General features: G+C 64.2%; 14 protein-coding genes. 5 read left to right on the forward strand and 9 right to left on the reverse strand.

What is annotated here, in order from left to right:
- Window positions 1-17: 17 nt before the first annotated feature.
- Window positions 18-1,196 (forward strand): oxygenase MpaB family protein, encoded by a 1,179-nt coding sequence (locus OXH60_04210; protein ID MDE0711321.1) that lies wholly within the window; start codon window positions 18-20, stop codon window positions 1,194-1,196.
- 166 nt (window positions 1,197-1,362) lie between these two features.
- On the forward strand, window positions 1,363-3,696 hold the full coding sequence (locus OXH60_04215) for an MMPL family transporter (GenBank protein MDE0711322.1): 2,334 nt from the start codon (window positions 1,363-1,365) through the stop codon (window positions 3,694-3,696).
- 415 nt (window positions 3,697-4,111) lie between these two features.
- Here the strand turns inward: OXH60_04215 and glnT are convergent, their stop codons facing one another.
- The 5 genes from glnT to OXH60_04240 form a co-directional block, all read right to left on the reverse strand.
- On the reverse strand, window positions 4,112-5,419 hold the full coding sequence (gene glnT / locus OXH60_04220) for a type III glutamate--ammonia ligase (protein MDE0711323.1): 1,308 nt from the start codon (window positions 5,417-5,419) through the stop codon (window positions 4,112-4,114).
- A gap of 74 nt (window positions 5,420-5,493) precedes the next feature.
- Entirely contained in the window at window positions 5,494-6,813 is a 1,320-nt protein-coding gene (locus OXH60_04225) for an FMN-binding glutamate synthase family protein (GenBank protein ID MDE0711324.1), read from the reverse strand.
- A gap of 8 nt (window positions 6,814-6,821) precedes the next feature.
- Window positions 6,822-7,505: a protein glxC gene (locus OXH60_04230; GenBank protein MDE0711325.1), complete on the reverse strand. Its 684-nt coding sequence runs from the start codon at window positions 7,503-7,505 to the stop codon at window positions 6,822-6,824.
- Window positions 7,502-8,410: a glutamine amidotransferase gene (locus OXH60_04235; GenBank protein ID MDE0711326.1), complete on the reverse strand. Its 909-nt coding sequence runs from the start codon at window positions 8,408-8,410 to the stop codon at window positions 7,502-7,504. Before OXH60_04235 ends, OXH60_04230 begins: the two co-directional genes overlap by 4 nt.
- 156 nt (window positions 8,411-8,566) lie before the next feature.
- On the reverse strand, window positions 8,567-8,713 hold the full coding sequence (locus OXH60_04240) for a hypothetical protein (GenBank protein MDE0711327.1): 147 nt from the start codon (window positions 8,711-8,713) through the stop codon (window positions 8,567-8,569).
- 135 nt (window positions 8,714-8,848) lie between these two features.
- Here OXH60_04240 and OXH60_04245 point away from each other — a divergent pair, with 135 nt between their 5' ends.
- Window positions 8,849-9,640 (forward strand): phytanoyl-CoA dioxygenase family protein, encoded by a 792-nt coding sequence (locus tag OXH60_04245; GenBank protein ID MDE0711328.1) that lies wholly within the window; start codon window positions 8,849-8,851, stop codon window positions 9,638-9,640.
- Between the two features lie 404 nt (window positions 9,641-10,044).
- Here the strand turns inward: OXH60_04245 and OXH60_04250 are convergent, their stop codons facing one another.
- The 4 genes from OXH60_04250 to OXH60_04265 form a co-directional block, all read right to left on the reverse strand.
- Window positions 10,045-10,977 (reverse strand): phytanoyl-CoA dioxygenase family protein, encoded by a 933-nt coding sequence (locus OXH60_04250; GenBank protein ID MDE0711329.1) that lies wholly within the window; start codon window positions 10,975-10,977, stop codon window positions 10,045-10,047.
- A gap of 513 nt (window positions 10,978-11,490) precedes the next feature.
- Window positions 11,491-12,660, reverse strand: a complete 1,170-nt coding sequence (locus tag OXH60_04255) for an aminotransferase class V-fold PLP-dependent enzyme (GenBank protein ID MDE0711330.1) — start codon at window positions 12,658-12,660, stop codon at window positions 11,491-11,493.
- 695 nt (window positions 12,661-13,355) lie between these two features.
- A complete protein-coding gene (locus tag OXH60_04260; protein MDE0711331.1) occupies window positions 13,356-14,255 on the reverse strand; it encodes an alpha/beta hydrolase in 900 nt (299 codons plus the stop codon).
- Between the two features lie 130 nt (window positions 14,256-14,385).
- On the reverse strand, window positions 14,386-15,498 hold the full coding sequence (locus tag OXH60_04265) for a hypothetical protein (GenBank protein ID MDE0711332.1): 1,113 nt from the start codon (window positions 15,496-15,498) through the stop codon (window positions 14,386-14,388).
- Between the two features lie 335 nt (window positions 15,499-15,833).
- Between OXH60_04265 and OXH60_04270 the strand changes: the two genes are divergently transcribed.
- Window positions 15,834-16,856 (forward strand): MoxR family ATPase, encoded by a 1,023-nt coding sequence (locus tag OXH60_04270; protein MDE0711333.1) that lies wholly within the window; start codon window positions 15,834-15,836, stop codon window positions 16,854-16,856.
- Window positions 16,853-17,746 carry a hypothetical protein gene (locus OXH60_04275; protein ID MDE0711334.1) on the forward strand — a complete coding sequence of 298 codons (894 nt, stop codon included), beginning with the start codon at window positions 16,853-16,855 and terminating at the stop codon, window positions 17,744-17,746. Before OXH60_04270 ends, OXH60_04275 begins: the two co-directional genes overlap by 4 nt.
- Window positions 17,747-17,842: the final 96 nt, after the last annotated feature.

Raw genomic sequence — 17,842 nt, forward strand, 5'->3', positions numbered from 1 at the left:
TTCCTGAGGAAGCCTCGATGCCCGCACTCGACCAGTCCGAGGTAGAGCTGCGAATTCCGACGGCGTATGTCGACGGCTATGCGACAGCCCGCGCGGCGAACGAGTCCCTGGCGACGAACTACATCAAGCACACGACCATCGGTGATCCCGTCCTCGACCCGGTCATGGATGAACTGGCTGAACTGGAACCAAGCAAACTGCACAAGTTTGTCGAAGCCGGCATCATGCAGCAGGAGGAACTGCGTGAGGCGCCGGAAGCGTTACGCAAATTCTTCGACAACCTGGGGACCCCCGACTGGCTGGACTTCGAGGCCTTCCGGCCCGGCGTAAGCGCCTTCCACGGGAACACCCAGCACATCCTTCTCGCATTCATTTGCGGCGTCCTAGTCGAAGGGTTCGCGACCCTGATCAGCAAGTCCTTCGCCATTACCGGCCGAGTCGTCCACACCCACCGACGCCTGAAGCAGAACAACCGGCAACTGGTGGAGATTTTCTTCCCCGGCGGCCTGCACCGGGATGGTGACGGTTTCCGGCTCTCGATCCGCATCCGCTTCGTGCATGCACGGATCAGGCAGTTGCTGAAGAAATCCGAGGAATGGGACGAGGCTGCCTGGGGCGCCCCGATCAGTGCCGCTCACCTGGGCTATGCCATCTCGGTGTTCTCCATGCGTCTACTGCAATACTCGGTCCTAGTTGGCGCACGGTTCGACCAGGAGGCCCGGGACAGCATTCTCGACGTCTGGCGGTACGCTGGCCATGTGATGGGAATCCCGGAGAGCATCCTCTACACGAACGGGAAGGTGGCCAGCGAACTGTACGAGATCGGACGTTTGTGCGAACCGCCGCCCGATGAAGACTCCGTGCTGATGGCCAACGCCCTGATCAATTCCGCTCCCTTGATTGCCGGGATCACGGACCCGAAGGAGCGACGCTCCCTCACTCGTTTGGCATTCCGACTCTCGCGTGCTCTCATCGGCAACGAACTCGCGAAAGGCCTGGGTTATCCGAAGAGCGCCGGCATCGGAACCCTGTTTCTCTACCGCCTGGATCAGCGGGTTCGGGCGCTTCTCAAGGCCGCCCAGATCGCCAGGTCGGAAAATTTCTCCCTGCTTCTTCAGATTTCGGCATTCGACGACTCCGGTATGAGCTACCGGCTTCCCGACCACGTCAAGCACGTCAAATCCAGCGATTGGTGAACTCCGCCATGAGGTCATGCTCGAGCCACCAGGCCAGGTCACACGCGGCAGGAGCGTGCCCCGACTTCGGTCGACTAGTCACCAGCAGCCAAGTCTGCGCAGACGGGGCCGCCCTTGCGAGGCCCCGTTAGCCCCGTAGCACCCAGCCTCCAGGACAATCACCAAGATGTTCGATCGTGCACAACTCGACCACTACCTTGACGTAGTTATGCGACGGCGATGGCTGGTAGTTGCTGTCGCCGGGCTGGTAATGCTGACGGTATCCGCCGGGGCAGTCTTTATCGGCATTTCAAACGACTACCGCATCATGTTCAACGAAGACGATCCCCAGCTGGCAACCCTGGACCAGCTTGAGAGGACTTATTCGGAATCGCGAGCTGTGCTGATCGCACTGGCTCCAAATGATGGATCGATATTTACCCGGGAAGGTCTCGGCGCCCTGGAGGAAATGACCGAAACGGCCTGGCGCGCGCCGCACTCGAGTCGCGTCAATTCGCTCACCAACTACTCACACAGCGAGGCATTGGGGGACGACCTGATCGTCGAGCCGCTCGTGGTAGACGCCAGCTCGCTGAGCGATGCGGACCTGGCCCGCGTGGAAGCCATCGCCCTCAACGAAATCGAAGTTGCCGGTCGCCTCGTATCCCTGGATGGTCGGGTCGGAGGATTGGTAATCAATTTTGTCTTGCCGGACAACGAGGACGCCGCGGTGGTCGAGATTACCGACTACCTGAACGGCGTTCTGGACGAGGCGCGCACACAACATACGGACATCGCCTACTACATGACCGGCGACGTGGTCATGAGCCGAACCTTCGCGGACGCCACGCGGGACGACCTCGAGATTCTGGGGCCGGTCGTATTCCTCGTCATCGTTGCGGCTGCGGCCCTCCTTCTCCGATCCCTCTACGGCACGATCGCGCTCGCGGTCCTGCTCATGTTCATCGTCAACACCACGATGGGGGTCGCGGGTTGGCTGGGGACGATGTTCAGCCCCGCCAACGCCGGGGTCCCGATCATCGTCATGACCGTGGCGATCGCGCACTCTGTCCACATCGTCACTGCCACTCTCCACCGCATGAGCCATGGGATGGAGAAGAACGCCGCCATCGCGGCGGCATTCCATGCCAATGTCTATCCGGTGTTCTTGACCTCGTTGACGACGATCATCGGCTTTCTCAGCCTGAACGCGTCCGATTCGCCACCGTTCCACGTGCTGGGCAATTTCGTCGCGTTCGGCGTCCTTATGGCTTTCGTCTATTCGGTCACGCTCCTGCCGGCCCTGCTGTCCATCCTGCCCCTGCGGGCGCCCGCCGCCCGCTCCGAGCAGACACCGTTCTTCGATCGTTTCGGCGCTTTCGTGGTCAAACGCCCGACCGCGCTGCTGTGCCTGATGGTGGTACTGGTCGCTGCCCTCATCTCGGGCGTACCCCGAAACGTGCTTACCGATAACTGGCCCGAGTATTTCGACGATCGCTACGAGTTCCGGCGGGACACCGACTTCATCCTTCAGAACCTGAACGGCTTGTACAAGCTGGAGTATTCGCTGCATGCCGGATCAGAAGGGGCCATCACCGAACCGGAGTACCTGCAGGCGGTAGACGCCTTTGCGGAATGGTACCGGGAGCAGCCCGATGTGACCCATGTCCAGGCCTTCTCAGACATCATGAAGCGCCTCAACAAGAACATGCACGGCGACGACGCTGCGCTGTACCGGTTGCCTGACGATCCCGAACTCGCCGCTCAGTACCTGCTGCTGTACGAGCTGTCGCTTCCGTTCGGGGCGGACCTGAATGACCGCATCGATGTCGGCAAGTCCGCCACGCGATTGACGGTCACCGTTCGGGGCGTCTCCTCGCAGGCGCTGCTCGAACTGGACGCCCGCGCGCAGGCCTGGCTTCAGGCGAACGCACCCGACCTCGCCACCGAGGCGACGGGATTCAGTATCGTCTTCTCCGATCTTTTCCAGCGCAACATTTACAGCATGTTGCGGGGAACGATCATCGCGATGGGCCTGATTTCACTAATCCTGATCGTGGTTTTCAGAAGCGTGAAATTGGGGCTGGTGAGCCTCATACCGAACTTCATTCCCGCGATCATGACGTTCGGACTGTGGGGGCACTTGGTGGGCCAGGTCGGATTGGCCGGCTCGATCATGACGGCCATTGCCTTCGGGATCGTCGTTGACGATACGATCCATTTCCTGACCAAGTACCGGAAGGCCCGACGCGAGGGTCAATCGAGCACGGATGCCGTGCGTGAAACGTTCCGCACCGTCGGCAAGGCGCTATGGACCACGACCGCGGTCCTGTCGGCCGGCTTCCTGATATTTGCGACGTCCGGTTTCGAGGTCAGCTGGACGCTGGGCGTGATGGTGACCATGACGATCGTGCTGGCGCTGCTTGCGGATTTTCTGCTTCTTCCCGCCATTCTGATCGCCCTCGACCGGAAGAAATCCGGGACCGTTGCGACCGGCGGAGCATCGGGGACGTCGGCCTAGCGCAGCCGCCCGAAACATTCCCCCTGCCGAAGGCGCGATGCCCGCCCGGTTCGTCGTATCGCGTCGCCGAGCCTGCGCCGCCTCGCACGCGCCTGGTATCAGGCGCGCTCGTGACCGCCGCGTACGGCAGCTGCGGACCCCAAACGTCCAACGACCATCGCCCGCAGCGACCCTTCAGCCGAGCGTGGTCGGGAACCCCGTCGACGATGGTGTCGGACGCGAACTTCAGTTCGCGCTGTGTCTCTGCCACCCGAAACGATCGGGTCTGAAATCGGTCGGACCTAGGGGGTGTGCGCTGGCACCGAATGGTCGACAGCCCAAGTGGTCGGTGAATGCAGGGCCGCGAAGCGGGCGGCGGGCCCGGGCACAATCGGCGGCCGAGCTCCGGCGCCCCGTGTCCGGAACGCCCGCCGCGTCAGCAGTCCAAGGTGTGTTCGAATTCCCAGCGCGATAGCGTCGTCGCGTAACTCCGCCACTCCTCGTTCTTGAGTTTCGCGTAGCTCGCCACGAACTCGGCCCCCAAGGCCTCGCGGGCAACCCGGCTCTTCTCGAACAGCCGCAATGCGTCGAGCAGATTGACCGGCAGCTTGCGCAGGCGCCGAAGGCGCGCGCCCTCAGTGTACATGTTCACGTCCAGGCGCTTGCCAGGGTCTCGCCGATTCATGATCCCGTCAAGCCCTGCAGCCAGAACGCCCGCCTGCAGCAGATACGGATTGGCCGACCCGTCCATGAGCCTGAGTTCAAAGCGTCCGGGTTCGGGAATCCGCACCATGTGCGTGCGGTTGTTGCCCGAATAGCTGACCGCGTTGGGCGACCAGGTGGCGCCGGACTGGGTGACCGCCGCATCGATCCGCTTGTAGCTGTTGACGGTGGGGTTGAACAGCGCGCACATCGCATCCGCGGAGTGGAGGATGCCGCCGAGGAAACTGTAAGCCAGTGCGGAGAGGCCCAGCTCGCCGTCGTCATCGTCGAAGAGATTGACCGTCCCGTCGGAATCCCAGATCGAGACATGGCAGTGGCAGCCGCTACCGGTCAAATGTGGAAACGGTTTGGGCATGAACGTCGCGCGGTACCCGTGCTTTTCCGCAATCGACTTGACCATGTACTTGAAGAACGCGTGCCGATCCGCCGTCGTGAGGCAGTCCGCGTACTCCCAATTCATCTCGAACTGCCCGTTGGCATCCTCATGATCGTTCTGATACGGGTTCCAGCCCAGCTCGATCATGGCGTCGCAGATCTCGCTGATCACGTCGTACCGGCGCATCAGTGCGGTCTGGTCGTAGCAGGGTTTCGCCTGCACGTCGCGTGCGTCCGAAATCGCGTCGTCGTCCGCCGCCAGAAGGAAATACTCGCATTCGACGCCGGTCTTCATCCTGTATCCATGTGCGGACGCGCGGGCGATCTGGTTCTTGAGGACGGCGCGCGGGGATGCCGCGACCTCTTTCCCGTCCATCCACAAGTCTGCCGCTAGCCAGCCGACCTCGCGGTTCCAGGGCAGTTGGATGAGACTCGCCGGATCGGGAATCGCGAACATGTCCGGATCGGCGGGCGTCATGTCCAGCCACGCAGCGAAGCCGGCGAACCCCGCGCCGTCGACCTGCATGTCGCCGATGGCATGCGCCGGCACCAGCTTCGCGCGCAGTACGCCGAACAAATCGACAAAACTGACAAGGAAGTAACGAATTCCGTTTTCCTGTGCGACTTTTGCCAGATCGATGGCCATGCTGACCCCCTAACGTTTTTCCCGTCGCCCTGCCCAGTCGGCAAGACTGATGGCGTTGCCCCGAGTTTCTTCAGTCACCCCTTGCCGGGAATCCAGCTGGTTCCGGCGAGCGGGATCCCCGCCATGGCGGCGGCCTCCACGGTCAGTGCCGCCATATCCTCGGGCTCGAGATTGAGCACGTGGCTCTTGCCGTTGGCGCGGGCGATCGTCTGCAGTTCAAGGACCATCGCGGTCAGATAGTTCCTCAGCCACCGCGCACCTTGCTCGGGCCGGAGCCTGGCTTCCAGCACCGGGTCCTGTGTTGTCACGCCGACCGGACAGCGCCCGGTGTGGCAATGGTGGCAGTAGCCGGGCTCCGTCCCGATGGCTTGGTAGTCCTCGACGTGCACGGCCTTGTTGCAACCCAGGGCGACCATCGCGGCGGAGCCGATGGAGACCGCATCCGCACCCAACGCCAAGGCCTTGGCGACGTCGGCGCCCGAGCGGATGCCCCCCGATACGACCAGTTGAACCTCTCGGTGCACGTCGAGGGACTGCAGCGCCTCAACCGCTTGGCGTAGGGCCGGAAGGGTCGGAATCCCGACGTGCTCGATGAACACATCCTGCGTCGCCGCCGTCCCGCCCTGCATGCCGTCCAGGACAATCACGTCGGCACCCGCCTTCACGGCAAGTGCCACGTCGTACGTCGGGCGGGAAGCCCCGATCTTCACGTACACCGGCTTCTCCCAACCGGTAACTTCGCGCAACTCCTGAATCTTGATGGCGAGGTCGTCGGGCCCGGTCCAATCCGGATGCCGGCATGCGCTGCGCTGATCGATGCCCTCCGGAAGATCTCTCATGCCGGCGACGCGCTCGGTGATCTTCTGGCCGAGAAGCACGCCGCCGCCGCCGGGTTTCGCCCCTTGCCCGACGACAATCTCGATGGCGTCCGCGCGTCGCAGGTCGTCGGGATTCATGCCGTAGCGCGAGGGGAGCACCTGGTACACGAGGGTCTCTGACGATTGCCGTTCCTCCTCGGTCATGCCCCCGTCACCGGTGGTGGAACTTATTCCCATCGCCGTGCAGGCACGACCGATCGCCTCCTTCGCGTTGGCGCCGAGGGCACCGAAACTCATGCCTGCAATGGTGATTGGAATCTTCAGTTCGATTGGTCTCGAAGCGAAGCGGGTCCCCAGCGTCACCCCGGTGTCGCAGCGTTCCCGGTAGCCCTCCAGGGGGTAGCGCGACATGGACGCCCCCAGAAAGACCAGATCGTCGAAACCGGGAAGCGGGCGCTTGGTGCCAAATCCCCTGATCTCGTAGACGCCCTGGTCGGCTGCACGGTGGATCTCGGCCAGCACGTGGGCTGGAAAGGTGTGGGAGGGCCTTAACCCGCGCGGGTCAACGACTGTCAAGATGCTTCCTAATACGAATCGGCGTGATCGACATGAAAGTGGTACAGCCTCCGCGCCGAACCGAAACGCCGGAAGCGGTCAAGGTCCCGCTCCATCCCGGCTCGGGAGAGGAGATCCTGAAGACGCGAACGGTGCTTCGGGGTCATTTCCTTCTCGACGCAGTCGGCACCCAAGCTTGCCGCAGAGCCGCCGACATAGATCACTGCTTCGTAAATGGAGTCGCCGAGATCGTTCCCCGCATCCCCACAGATGACCAGATTTCCAGACTGCGCCATGAATCCGCTCATATGGCCGGTTTTTCCGCCTACGACGATGTCGATGCCCTTCATCGAAATCCCGCAGCGAGGTCCGGCATTGCCCTCGATAACCAGCATGCCGCCGTGACCAGAGGCGCCGGCACTCTGTGACGCGTTGCCCCGGATACGGACGATGCCGGACATCATGTTCTCGGCCACCCCCGTCCCGCAGTGTCCGTCGACGGTGATTGCGGCGTGCTGGTTCATGCCGGCACAGTAGTACCCCACGTGGCCATCGATCTGGACCTGAACAGGCCCCGTCAGGCCGGCGGCCACCGCATGCGCCCCCTTGGGATCGGTGACGCGCCAGGCCGGCACCGACCCGTCGTCCGGAGCCCCACGCAGCTGCTCGTTCAGTTCACGAACGCTCGTGAGCGACAGGCTCACCGTATTCATGCGCTGTGCCCCAGCGTCCAGTCGTACACCACCTGGGGTTCCGGCTCCCAGATTCTCGCGTCGTCGACGCCGGGCAGGTCCGCGAGCGACCGGAACTCAGAGGCCATGGCCACCCAGTCGCCGGTTTCCGCCAGCACCGCCGGCTTGCAGGAAAATCCGTCTCGAAGCACGGCGAAACCAGTGCGCGTGCCGGCCGCAAAGGTAAAGAAGCCGTCGAGGTCGTGAAGGCCGGCTTCCATCGCTTCCTTGAGGTCGGCTCCCTGCTGCAGCCGGTAGGCGAAATAGCGCGCCGCTACTTCGGTATCGTTATCGGTCTCGAACCGCATGCCTCGCCGGGCCAGCCAACCGCGCAACCGATTGTGGTTGCTGAGCGATCCGTTGTGCACCAGGCAAACATCTTCGTCCGCGATGAACGGATGCGCGTGCGCCGTGGTGACGTCACTTTCCGTCGCCATCCGCGTGTGCCCGATCGCGTGCGTCCCGGCCATGTCTGCAAGGCCGAAACGCGTCACGATCTCGTCAGCGCTGCCCTTGTCCTTGAAGACCGCAATGGACTTGCCGTACCCGACGAGACGAATGTCCGGACTGATGTCGGTCAGCCGACGGGTAACGGTGGACACATCCTGGTCAGCGTCGAGTAGCGCATGGTTTCCCTTGACGACGACATTGACCTCGGTCTCGAGTTCCCCGGACAGGCCCTTCGCCACGTCCTGCCACGGAAACCCCGCGTCGGGATGAAACAACGTCACCCTGCACTGGAAGCCGTTCGGCACGTCCTGATACACGGCGATTCCAGCGCTGTCGGGGCCTCGCTCCCCCATACCCGCGAGCATGGTCGCGAAATGGCTCCCAAGGCGGTCTCGGAGCGCCGGGTTCTTGAGAAAAAGGCCTACGATTCCACACATGTGCAATCCAACCCTGCACCAGAGTCGGCGAACCTCGAAAGCACGATATCCCGGAGTGCATCGCGTTGGCAATCGATACCGGGCACGGTGGGGACCGTCCCGGAAGGCCCCGTCCGAGAACGGTGAGGTAGTGCCGGCGCCAGCGAAACCCAGTGATCATGTGTCGGAGAGATCGGAGACAGGCCCGTCCAGCTTCGCCCAGTCGAATTCATCCGAACCGGCCAGCACGTACCGGCCGTGGGCGCGGGCTCGTCGCTGCTGGCCCTGCCGAAGACCGGCCAACCCGAACGCGGAGGTGCGCATGCAACGTTGCCAGCAGAGGCTCGGCAGCTTGTTCAAGCGGCGAGGAGGCGCTTGCGATTCTCCCCGGCTTCGGACAATCTCTCTGCCACTCCGATGCGTCGAATCCGATGTCCGCGTTCCGCGAGGGAGCAGCAAATGAACCTCTCTAGAGAGCAACTCGCCCACTTCGATACCGAGGGCTACCTGTTCCTGCCGGAGGTGTTCACCCCGGAGGAGGCCAGTCTGCTGCGGACAGCGGCGGACGAAGTGTTGGCCCTAGAACGTCCCGAAGTGTGGCGGGAGTCGAGCGGTGTAGCGCGTACGGCATTTGCCGCGCACGAGTATCACGAAACGTTCCGCCGCCTCGGTCGTCACCCGCGCTTGATCACACCGGTCATGCAGCTTCTCGACGGACCGGTCTACATGCACCAGTTCAAGGTCAATGCAAAGGCCGCCTTTAACGGAGAGGTCTGGCAATGGCACCAGGACTTCGGCACCTGGCATCGGGACGACGAGATGCCCGAGCCAAGGGCCATGAACATTGCCGTTTTCCTAGATGAGGTGACAGCTGCCAACGGCCCCCTCCTGCTGATCCCGCGCAGCCACAAGCACGGGGTGGTGAATGCGGTGCACGACAAGCAGACGACGAGCTATCCCCTGTGGACCTTGAGCGAGGAAAAGGTGACGGAGCTCTCCGACCAGGGCGGCTGCGTCGCCCCGACCGGGGCGCCAGGGGGCGTGCTGCTGTTTTCGTCACTGATGGTGCATGCCAGTCCGCCGAACATCAGCCCGTTGAGCCGTACCATCGTTTACCTGTCGCTGTGCCACGTGGACAACCACATTCGCCGCTTCCAGCGCCCGGCTTGGGTGGCGCATCGAGATTTTGCGCCGATTCAGGCGCTTGAGGACGACTGCATCGGCGCGTCAACGGTCCCGCACGCCGCCTGAATTGGAATCGCGCCGGGTCCGGGAGCGGACTGGCGTCAAATCGCGCCGACACGTGGCGGAGTTCCTAGCTGGCCGTTCGTCGGTGGAGTGCCAGCTTCCGGCGAGGATGGACCGGTCACGACCAGCCGCGATCACGACGGCGGGCAACCTGACCAGCAAGTCTTACGCCTGTGGCGACAACCCACGAATCTTGATCCGGACGTCTCACCGCGGCTGACACAGGCGGTGCCCGCCGGAGCCGGCGTCGTCAATCGCCGGGATCTGCGTCATGTTCCATCGAATCGCGCAAGGAACGGACAGAAGTCATCCTGGCGCGGGGGGTGCGGAAGCCCCGGTCTCTGGCGTTGAAACGGACGCGGCCCCCGTCCGATCGGTTCCTGGATAACGCGTCCGGGCCGAATTCCCTAATCGTTCCCCGCGGCTGCTCGACGAGTGTCAGACACCTGCGTCTGCTCGGCCGCCTGCTGACGTTTCCAGGGTCCGCCATAACCCTGCCTGGCCCAGTCCGGAGGCAGTTCGCAGGGACGGATGTCGAAACTCGCGTACCGAGCCGGGCTGCCGCGGACGATTTCTCCCAGGCGGGGACTATCGATCGGACTGGCGGTGTAGGCGAACGAGTCGGCGCTCGAATAGACCACCAGCAATAGCGGCCGGTCCCGGAGGGAATGGTTCCGCACGGAGCCGTGGATCGTCCTGCATCCGAGCAGTACCGCAGTGCCGGCGGGTCCCGTAGGTGCATCCACCGCGCCATCGTCGAGCCACTCCAGTTCCTCGGGCGGAATTCGGACCGCAAACGAGCCGGCCTCGTCGTACATGCTGTAGAGCTTGCCGTGGTGGCTGCCGGGAACCATCGCAAGCGGGCCCTGATCCGCGGCACAGCCTTCGATGTACACCCCGATCGTGACCGGGCTGTAGTCGGTATGCGGCCACGCCTGAATGTCCTGATGCCAGTCGAATCCCCTGCTGCCGCGCGCCGACTTGAGATTGAGCTTGGCGTGATGAAACTTGACGTCTGGCCCGACGACGTCCGCCGCCAGGGCCGTCATCTCCTCGCTGCAGATGAAGTCCCAGAACACAGGATGATGATCCTGCGGGCTGTAGACGCGGTGCAGCCGCGGGGATTCAGCGGAATGTCCCTCCTCCAGTTCGAAGACGCTGCCTGAAGCGGAGCACCGCCGGCTCTCCTCCACGAGCTCCCGCGATGCGGCCTGCAGCTTCTCGGTCCAGCTGGAGCCAATGGCGTTGGGAAGCGCGACGTAGCCCTGCGCAAAGTAGTGCCGCCGCTGGTCCTCGGTCAGTTGTACGGCGGGGTGCGCAAGAACGTCTTCGGGGAGCATAAGCGGTTCAACTCCGTCGCTTCATCGCGGTCGCCGCGAAGTCCAGCTGAGTCTCACGTGCCGATGATAGCTGGACCGGGCGCCTTGGCGCGCCGCTGCCGGCGCGGCTCGCCTCCGACCACTCCGAATCCTTCCTTGCGAGAGTGCTGTGAGTGACCATGCCGGGGATCTTCTGTTTGCCGATCGGTCCTAGGAATCCGGAGAATCCACCCGAGACGCCCGCTTCCATCGGCGGGCGGGACCTACTTCCTGACCCTGAAGAACCCCCGGTAGCGCCTGACTCGAGTGCGGGCTGGCGGAGCGCAGAGCATCAGCCACGCCAGCGTCCAGCGCCGATTGGCACCGCTCGACAAGTGCCGTGCCGGCCGCCCTGCCATCGACTGCCGAGCGGGAGCCTGCAAGCCAGGCGCGGGTGGTGCGGGAAGTCGCCGTGGTTGCATCGCCGGGCTCGCGGAAGCGTCGGCTGACCGGGCGGGCCGACGGGGATTGTTCGCTGGCGAACCCGGTCCGGGGTCAGCGTTTCGCTTGCACCGCCTTGCCGAGCACGTCGAGGAACCGCTCGACATCCGCATCCGTGTTGTAGAGGTGGGGTGTCACCCGTATGGACGAACCGCGGACGCTGACGTAAACCCGTTCCGTGGCGAATTCCGCAGCAAGGCCGTCCGGTGGTTCGCCATCGGGAAACCGGAGGCCGAGAAAGTGTCCTGCCCGTGCCGCTTCGGGGAGTGCCCTGAAGCCGAGGCCGGTGGCCCGTTCCGCGATTCGAGCGGTGCGTAGCGCGAGCGTCTCCTCAATCGCCGCCACGCCCCATTCGAGAATTTGCTCGAGCGCCGCGTTGAGCATGGGAACCAGCACGAAATTCGCGTTCTCTCCCACGTCGAAGCGACGTGCCCCCGGTCGGTATTCGTCCCGATAGCTGACGAGTCGCGCGAAATCCTCCGCACCCGCCCGCACCGACCAGTTGTACTCGATGGGCTTGCCGTCGCGATGGGCCGGCGCCACCCAGAGAAAGCCCAAGGAATAGGGTCCAAGCAGCCACTTGTAGCCTGCGCAGACGACGTAATCCGGCTGCACTGCGGCCGTGTCGAACTGGAGCGCGCCGGCTGACTGCGTGAGATCCAGGACCAGCGCGGCACCTACTTCTCGACAGCGAGCGCCGATCCGATTGAGGTTCAGCAGGCCGCCGTCGGTCCAGTGGCAGTGTGGCAGCGCGACCACGGCGGTGCGCTCGTCGATCGCAGCGAGCACCGCGTGGGACCAGTCGTCGTCCGCCGGCCGTGCGATCGTCACCAGCGAGGCGCCGCTGGAGCGCGCCGCCTCGCGCCAGACGTAGACATTCGAGGGAAACTGATCCGCCAGCACGATGATTCGGTCGCCGGGCGCCAGCTGTACGTTTCGGGCAGCGCACGACAGTCCGTAGCTGGCCGACGGAACGAGCGCTACGCCTTCGCCATCGGCGCCGATCACCCGCGCAAAGAGCTCGCGGGCGCGTTCACCGTCTCTGAAGAAATCGCCGGGGCCGATTCCCCATGGACGAGCCTTGGCCCGAACGCCCCGCTCCCCAGCTTCAAGTGCCGTGTGCAACAAGGGCCCCATGTAGGCGCAGTTCAGGTAGGCCACGTCATCGGGAATGTCGAAGAGATGGCGCTGGCTCGGAAGCCCTGAGGGGTTCGCTCGGGTCATGTTGTCGGCGTTCCTTCCAGTCAATCAATCTACAGTGACACGGAGCCCAAACAGCCAGGCAGCAGTCTCAGCCGAACGGGCCGACCGGACCAGCAGCGACGGCATTCGACGATGCTGCACCGCCCCATGCTGCCCGCGCAACATCGCGTGCAAGGGTTATGCGAATGCATTGCATTCGCAAGATGCGCCGCCTATCATCGCCCCGCCGAATCGCGGCCAGCGAATGCGTCTGACCGACTGCCTGTGATGTGGTCGGCGACTCCTCACGGGCCCATTTGCTGGAGCGAAGCGTGGAGGGACATTCTGACGGTCTGTCTGCACACCGGCTCGACCCTCGATGTCTCTTCACGCTACCGGCGACGGCGAAGGTACCAAATGCAAGCCGCTTGACATTGCCCGTCAGTTCCCACGCCCCAAGACCACCCAACCGCGGGACACGGCAGCTTCCGCATTGAACGGCCCCCCTTCGGGTGACTCGTTCCTGACCACGTGGAATGGCGCTGTCGATCGATCGTCCGCCTGCCTGTGGATCCATTGGCTTCGCTGCCGTTTACGCCCCCACGTAGTCTCAATGGATTCCCGGATCCATAGCGCCCGCCTTCAGGTGGCGGCGGACGCCACCGCCGGTTCAACGCTCTGAGGCATTCCCACCAGGCGAGGCTATCGCCGTTCCGCGTTCTCCTGCCCGGCAATGGTCAGACGAGCTTCGACTGCTTCAGGAATTCAATCGCAAGTTCGGCGCACACGGCCGGCTGCTCAAGCTGGAGCAGGTGAGTCGTATCGGGCACGAAATCGTAGTCCAGCAGTTCGATTTGCTCGAGGCTGACGGTCGGCAGAAACGAGAACTTGGCCAAGGGGTCCCCACCGATCACCTTGAGCGGAAAGTCGAACGTGAAGATGTCGATCGCCAGTGCCCATTTGTACATTTGTTCGAACAGCTTGGCCTCGTACGCCGGTGGACAGCAGAGTTCGAAACCTGCCTTGCTGCGCCGCAGCGTCGTTCTCGCCAGGAGGTCGATGTCTTCGTGCCGCACCAGTTCAAACACGGGAGAATTCTTGTAGGTCTCCGCCAGGTCCTCCCAGTGCTCGAAGGCGCCTTGTCGCGTGGCTGCCCGCTCCGACATCCGGGCACCGGTTAGGCGGATGGCCCGCTCCCGCGCTTCCGGCAGGCCGGGTGGACAAACCGGCGGATCGAACAGGACCAGGCCCGCGAAGCTGCTTTCCTCGACCGCCTGAAAGACCGCGATGGCGGCCGAGACCGAGTGGTAAATGCCGATCTTGGGCTTCGGGCCAAAGTGCCGATCGATGGCACGGACAACACGAAGGTTGTCCCAGACCATCATTGGCATGTGATGGCTGCCAAGATCGCCCAGCGGGTTCAATCCGTGGTTTCGAAGATCGTAGACGACGACATCGTAGTCTCGAAGCAAGAGCGACCAGAACGGGAAATACGCGTCCGCGGAAAAGCTGCTGCCGTGGCTAAGCACGATGCGCGCGCCGTCCGGATTGCCGTGGCGTCGCAGCAGGATCGTGCCTCCATCCGCAAGTTCGACTGTCGCTGCGTCATTGGGCTCGGGGATCGTCCGGACAGCCATGAGTCGTTCCTCTCGAGCAAACACCTGCCGCCGCGCCCTCTACCCGCAGGGCGCGGGCCGTGGCCCCCAAACCGGGAAGAGCGCGCAACGCGGCGGCCTGATCGATCCCGGCGCGACTTCCCGAAAAGGTTCAATCAGCCGTCAAGCTTGCCTGCCGAACCGAGTCTGGCCAGTGCCGTGCGACGTTGTCGGGATAGCTGCGTGCAAAGTAATTCCATAGCTGCTCGCCGTAGGTGCAGGGATGGTGCCTGCTCTCCATGTCGCCGACGCCCGCCTCGGTTTCGTCGCGCTGGGCCATGAAGCCCGCACCAGCGTGACGCGGACTGCGGGCGACCGCCTCTGCGAAACGCGGATGCAGGTCGAGCGGATCGAGTCGCATGTCCAGCGACGGGCCATGGAAATAGCCGGCCGAGAGCCGCGGTTCTCGGGTAACGACCCGGTGCGGGGTGGCGACAAAGTAGTTGCCGGTGATGGCCTGGAGGATCTCACCGAGATTGACCACCAGGGAGTCCGGTATCACCGGCACCGGGATCCAGTCCCCGTCGGCGTTCTCGACCTCAAGGCCCGGGATCGTCCCGGGCGCGAGGATGGTCATGAAACCGGTATCGTGATGGGCGTTGACGCCGAATTGGTCCGGGGGCGTCTCCGGGTAGCTGATCAGCTTGGTCAGCGACATTCGCTCGGTTCCGAACACATCGTCGAAATGGTTTTCGGCGAGTCCCAGACTGAGGGCGAGGAGACGCAACAGGTCGTCCGCCAGCAACGCCATTTCGTCGAACCAGCGTTCCAACGCCGGCCTGAATCCCGGCGTCAGCTCTTCCGGCGGCCACTGGTTCGGCCCCAGCAGCCGCAGGTAGTGGGGTTCCGCATCAGGGGGCCGGGCCGGATGATCGGTCCACAGGTCGATCTGCTCCCGGATGTCGGGCCGGTTGTTGGTGGATTCGCTGCCGACCGGCTCCCAGCCGCGGAAATGACGCGAATTGCGCTTGTCGATGCTGCGTTTGTCAGCTTCGGATAGGGAGAAGAAGCGGGCCGCGTGCCCGAAGACGTCGCGGATCACTCCGGGCGCGATGCCATGACGCGTGACGATCACGAAACCGACCTGGTGGCTGATCTCGCCGAGTCGCTGCGCGAGCGCGCGCCGGGCCGCAGGACCGTCGGTCCGAACGCCGATATCGACGACCGGCACCGCCGTGAATGCGCCGGTGTTGACAGGAATGGGTGCGGATGTGGCGCGGCTCATGGCGCGGCCCCGGTTTGCTGCGGGCTGCCCGGCGGCACGGGATCCGGCAGGGACTGCCAAGTATAAGATGCCAGCGGGGGCGGCCCAAGCCGCACGTCCGCCCCGGTCCCGTATCACCCACGAACTCTCTCCGCTCGTCGGAGCCTCCACCGAATCATCACGGAGCGCCTGAGGGTCGCCTTTCTCGGATACAGTGACCCGACTTTCCGGGTACAGGTCAGCCCGGTCTTGTATCCGCCATCCATGGTGGCCTGGCCATTGAGGCCGATCTGCGGCGGCTGGCGGTCCGAGGTCGGCAGGCTCCCGAGCCCGATGCGAGCAATTTCAGAGAGCCGATGATCGAACCTGGAACCGAGATCGACCCATGGCGCGATCGGGCACTGCAGCTCGATGCCAGTGCCAATCAGATCATGGTCGGGCAGCAGCGGGCCGTACGCCTGTTGCTGCTCGCGACCTTTGCACGCGGCCATGTCCTGCTCGAAGGGGACGTGGGCGTGGGCAAGACGACGCTCCTCCAGACCCTCGCTCGCGGAATCGGCGGTGCATTCGAGCGCATCGAAGGCACCGTCGACCTGATGCCGAGCGATCTCCTTTACTACACCTACGTCACCCAGGACGGCCAGCCACGCGTCGAAGCCGGTCCGCTGCTCAAGCATGGCCCCGACCTCTCCATCTTCTTCTTCAACGAGATCAACCGGGCCCGGCCGCAGGTTCACTCGCTCATGCTTCGAGCGATGGCGGAGCGCCACGTGAACGCCTTCAACACCGAGCACCAGTTTCCCCACCTGCAGGTCTTCGCCGATCGCAACCGCGTCGAGCGCGAAGAGACGTTCGAGATCCCGGCAGCCGTGCGCGACCGCTTCTTCATGGAAATCACCATCGAGATGCCGGATGACCCGGCGCTGCTCCGTGATCTCATGGTCGACACCCGGTACCACGACGTGGGCGCGCTGATCAACGAGATGGAGCCGGCAACCGTACCGTTTCACGAGCTCAACGACGTGGCCGCGCGCATCCAAGCGTCGGTCGGAACGTCCGAGACGCTGCTGCGCTATGCGCTCGACCTCTGCGCCGCGACCCGCAACCCGGCGGCGTTCGGCATCGAGCTTGCGGGCGTGACCGCTGCCGAACTCGTCCAGGCAGGGGCGAGTCCCCGCGGCATGAGCATGCTGCTGCGGGCGGCTCGGGTAGCCGCGTGGCTGGCCGGACGGTCGGAGGTCGTCCCTGAAGACATTCACACGGTGTTCGAACCGGCGATCGCGCACCGCATCTTCTTCAATCCGATTTACGAGATGCGCCGGTCGGAGATCGCGGGACCGTTCACGTCGGCAATCCTGGAAGCCGTCGCGTCGCCATGAACGAAACGCACGGGCCGTTTCCCGGACAGGCTCCGAATGGACGTTCGCCAGCCCCTGCCGAGGTGGTCTACCGCTTGAACCGTCGCGCGCGAAGCATCCGTCCGGGCATGCACCCGGGAACGGAGACCGGCGGCGGCCTGGAGCCGATGGTCCGAACGACACTGCTGGATGGGCGCGATCCGCGACGTCTGGATCTGCTGGCAAGCTCGCGGGATCCGCTCAGGCGGCTGTTGGTGCGACGCTATCGCCAGCGCGCATCGATCCGCGTCTACGTGCTTGCGGATCTGTCCGCTTCGCTCGGATTCCGAGGTCGGGGGGATCGAATCAAGACCCTGGCCTCGCTCGTGTCGGCACTCGGTTACTCCGCCGGGAGCGCAGGTGACGCCTTCGCGTTCATCGGCTGCGACGTGCATGTGCGCCGAGAGTTCTTGCTGCCGCCGACGAGGATGTCGGGCGCCTACCTCGACCTGGCCGATCGGCTGCGCGATTGCATCCCGTGCGGGCAAGGGTCCGACGGTCTGCTGGAGGCGATCCCGCTGATCGGAAACCGTCGTGCGCTCGTCTTCCTGGTCTCCGACTTTCATTTCCCGCTCGCTCTGCTCGAGTCCGTCCTCACCGGCGTGGCGCGCCACCAGGTCGTTCCGGTCGTTCTTGAGGACAGCCGCGAATCGGAGCCATCGCCACGGGTGGGGCTCGTGCGGGTTCTGGATCCGGAGACCGGGGAGGAGCGGACGCTCTTGATGCGCCCTTCGTTGCGGCATCGGCTCCGGGCCCAGGCGGAGCGGAGAAGGACGGCGGTGTTCGACTGCCTCGCTGCGCACGGCGCCCCGCCGTTGGTGCTCACCGACCGATTCGATGTCGACCGCGTCAATCGTTACTTCAGTCCGTAGCGCCATGCTGCCGATCCTTGACCCGATCCCAGCGGCCGGCGTTGCGGGTTCTTGCTCCAAGGCAGACATTTCATGCGCTCGGTGAGCGCCGGGGCT

The sequence above is a fragment of the Rhodospirillales bacterium genome (assembly GCA_028824295.1).
In the GTDB taxonomy this organism is placed as follows: Bacteria; Pseudomonadota; Alphaproteobacteria; order TMED109; family TMED109; genus VXPW01.

Bases quoted from the DNA above. Each gene is read 5' to 3' on its own strand.
- OXH60_04210 (MDE0711321.1), top strand. From the start codon at position 18: ATGCCCGCACTCGACCAGTCCGAGGTAGAGCTGCGAATTCCGACGGCG.
- OXH60_04215 (MDE0711322.1), top strand. From the start codon at position 1,363: ATGTTCGATCGTGCACAACTCGACCACTACCTTGACGTAGTTATGCGA.
- glnT (MDE0711323.1), bottom strand. From the start codon at position 5,419: ATGGCCATCGATCTGGCAAAAGTCGCACAGGAAAACGGAATTCGTTAC.
- OXH60_04230 (MDE0711325.1), bottom strand. From the start codon at position 7,505: ATGAATACGGTGAGCCTGTCGCTCACGAGCGTTCGTGAACTGAACGAG.
- OXH60_04235 (MDE0711326.1), bottom strand. From the start codon at position 8,410: ATGTGTGGAATCGTAGGCCTTTTTCTCAAGAACCCGGCGCTCCGAGAC.
- OXH60_04240 (MDE0711327.1), bottom strand. From the start codon at position 8,713: ATGCGCACCTCCGCGTTCGGGTTGGCCGGTCTTCGGCAGGGCCAGCAG.
- OXH60_04245 (MDE0711328.1), top strand. From the start codon at position 8,849: ATGAACCTCTCTAGAGAGCAACTCGCCCACTTCGATACCGAGGGCTAC.
- OXH60_04250 (MDE0711329.1), bottom strand. From the start codon at position 10,977: ATGCTCCCCGAAGACGTTCTTGCGCACCCCGCCGTACAACTGACCGAG.
- OXH60_04255 (MDE0711330.1), bottom strand. From the start codon at position 12,660: ATGACCCGAGCGAACCCCTCAGGGCTTCCGAGCCAGCGCCATCTCTTC.
- OXH60_04260 (MDE0711331.1), bottom strand. From the start codon at position 14,255: ATGGCTGTCCGGACGATCCCCGAGCCCAATGACGCAGCGACAGTCGAA.
- OXH60_04265 (MDE0711332.1), bottom strand. From the start codon at position 15,498: ATGAGCCGCGCCACATCCGCACCCATTCCTGTCAACACCGGCGCATTC.
- OXH60_04270 (MDE0711333.1), top strand. From the start codon at position 15,834: ATGATCGAACCTGGAACCGAGATCGACCCATGGCGCGATCGGGCACTG.
- OXH60_04275 (MDE0711334.1), top strand. From the start codon at position 16,853: ATGAACGAAACGCACGGGCCGTTTCCCGGACAGGCTCCGAATGGACGT.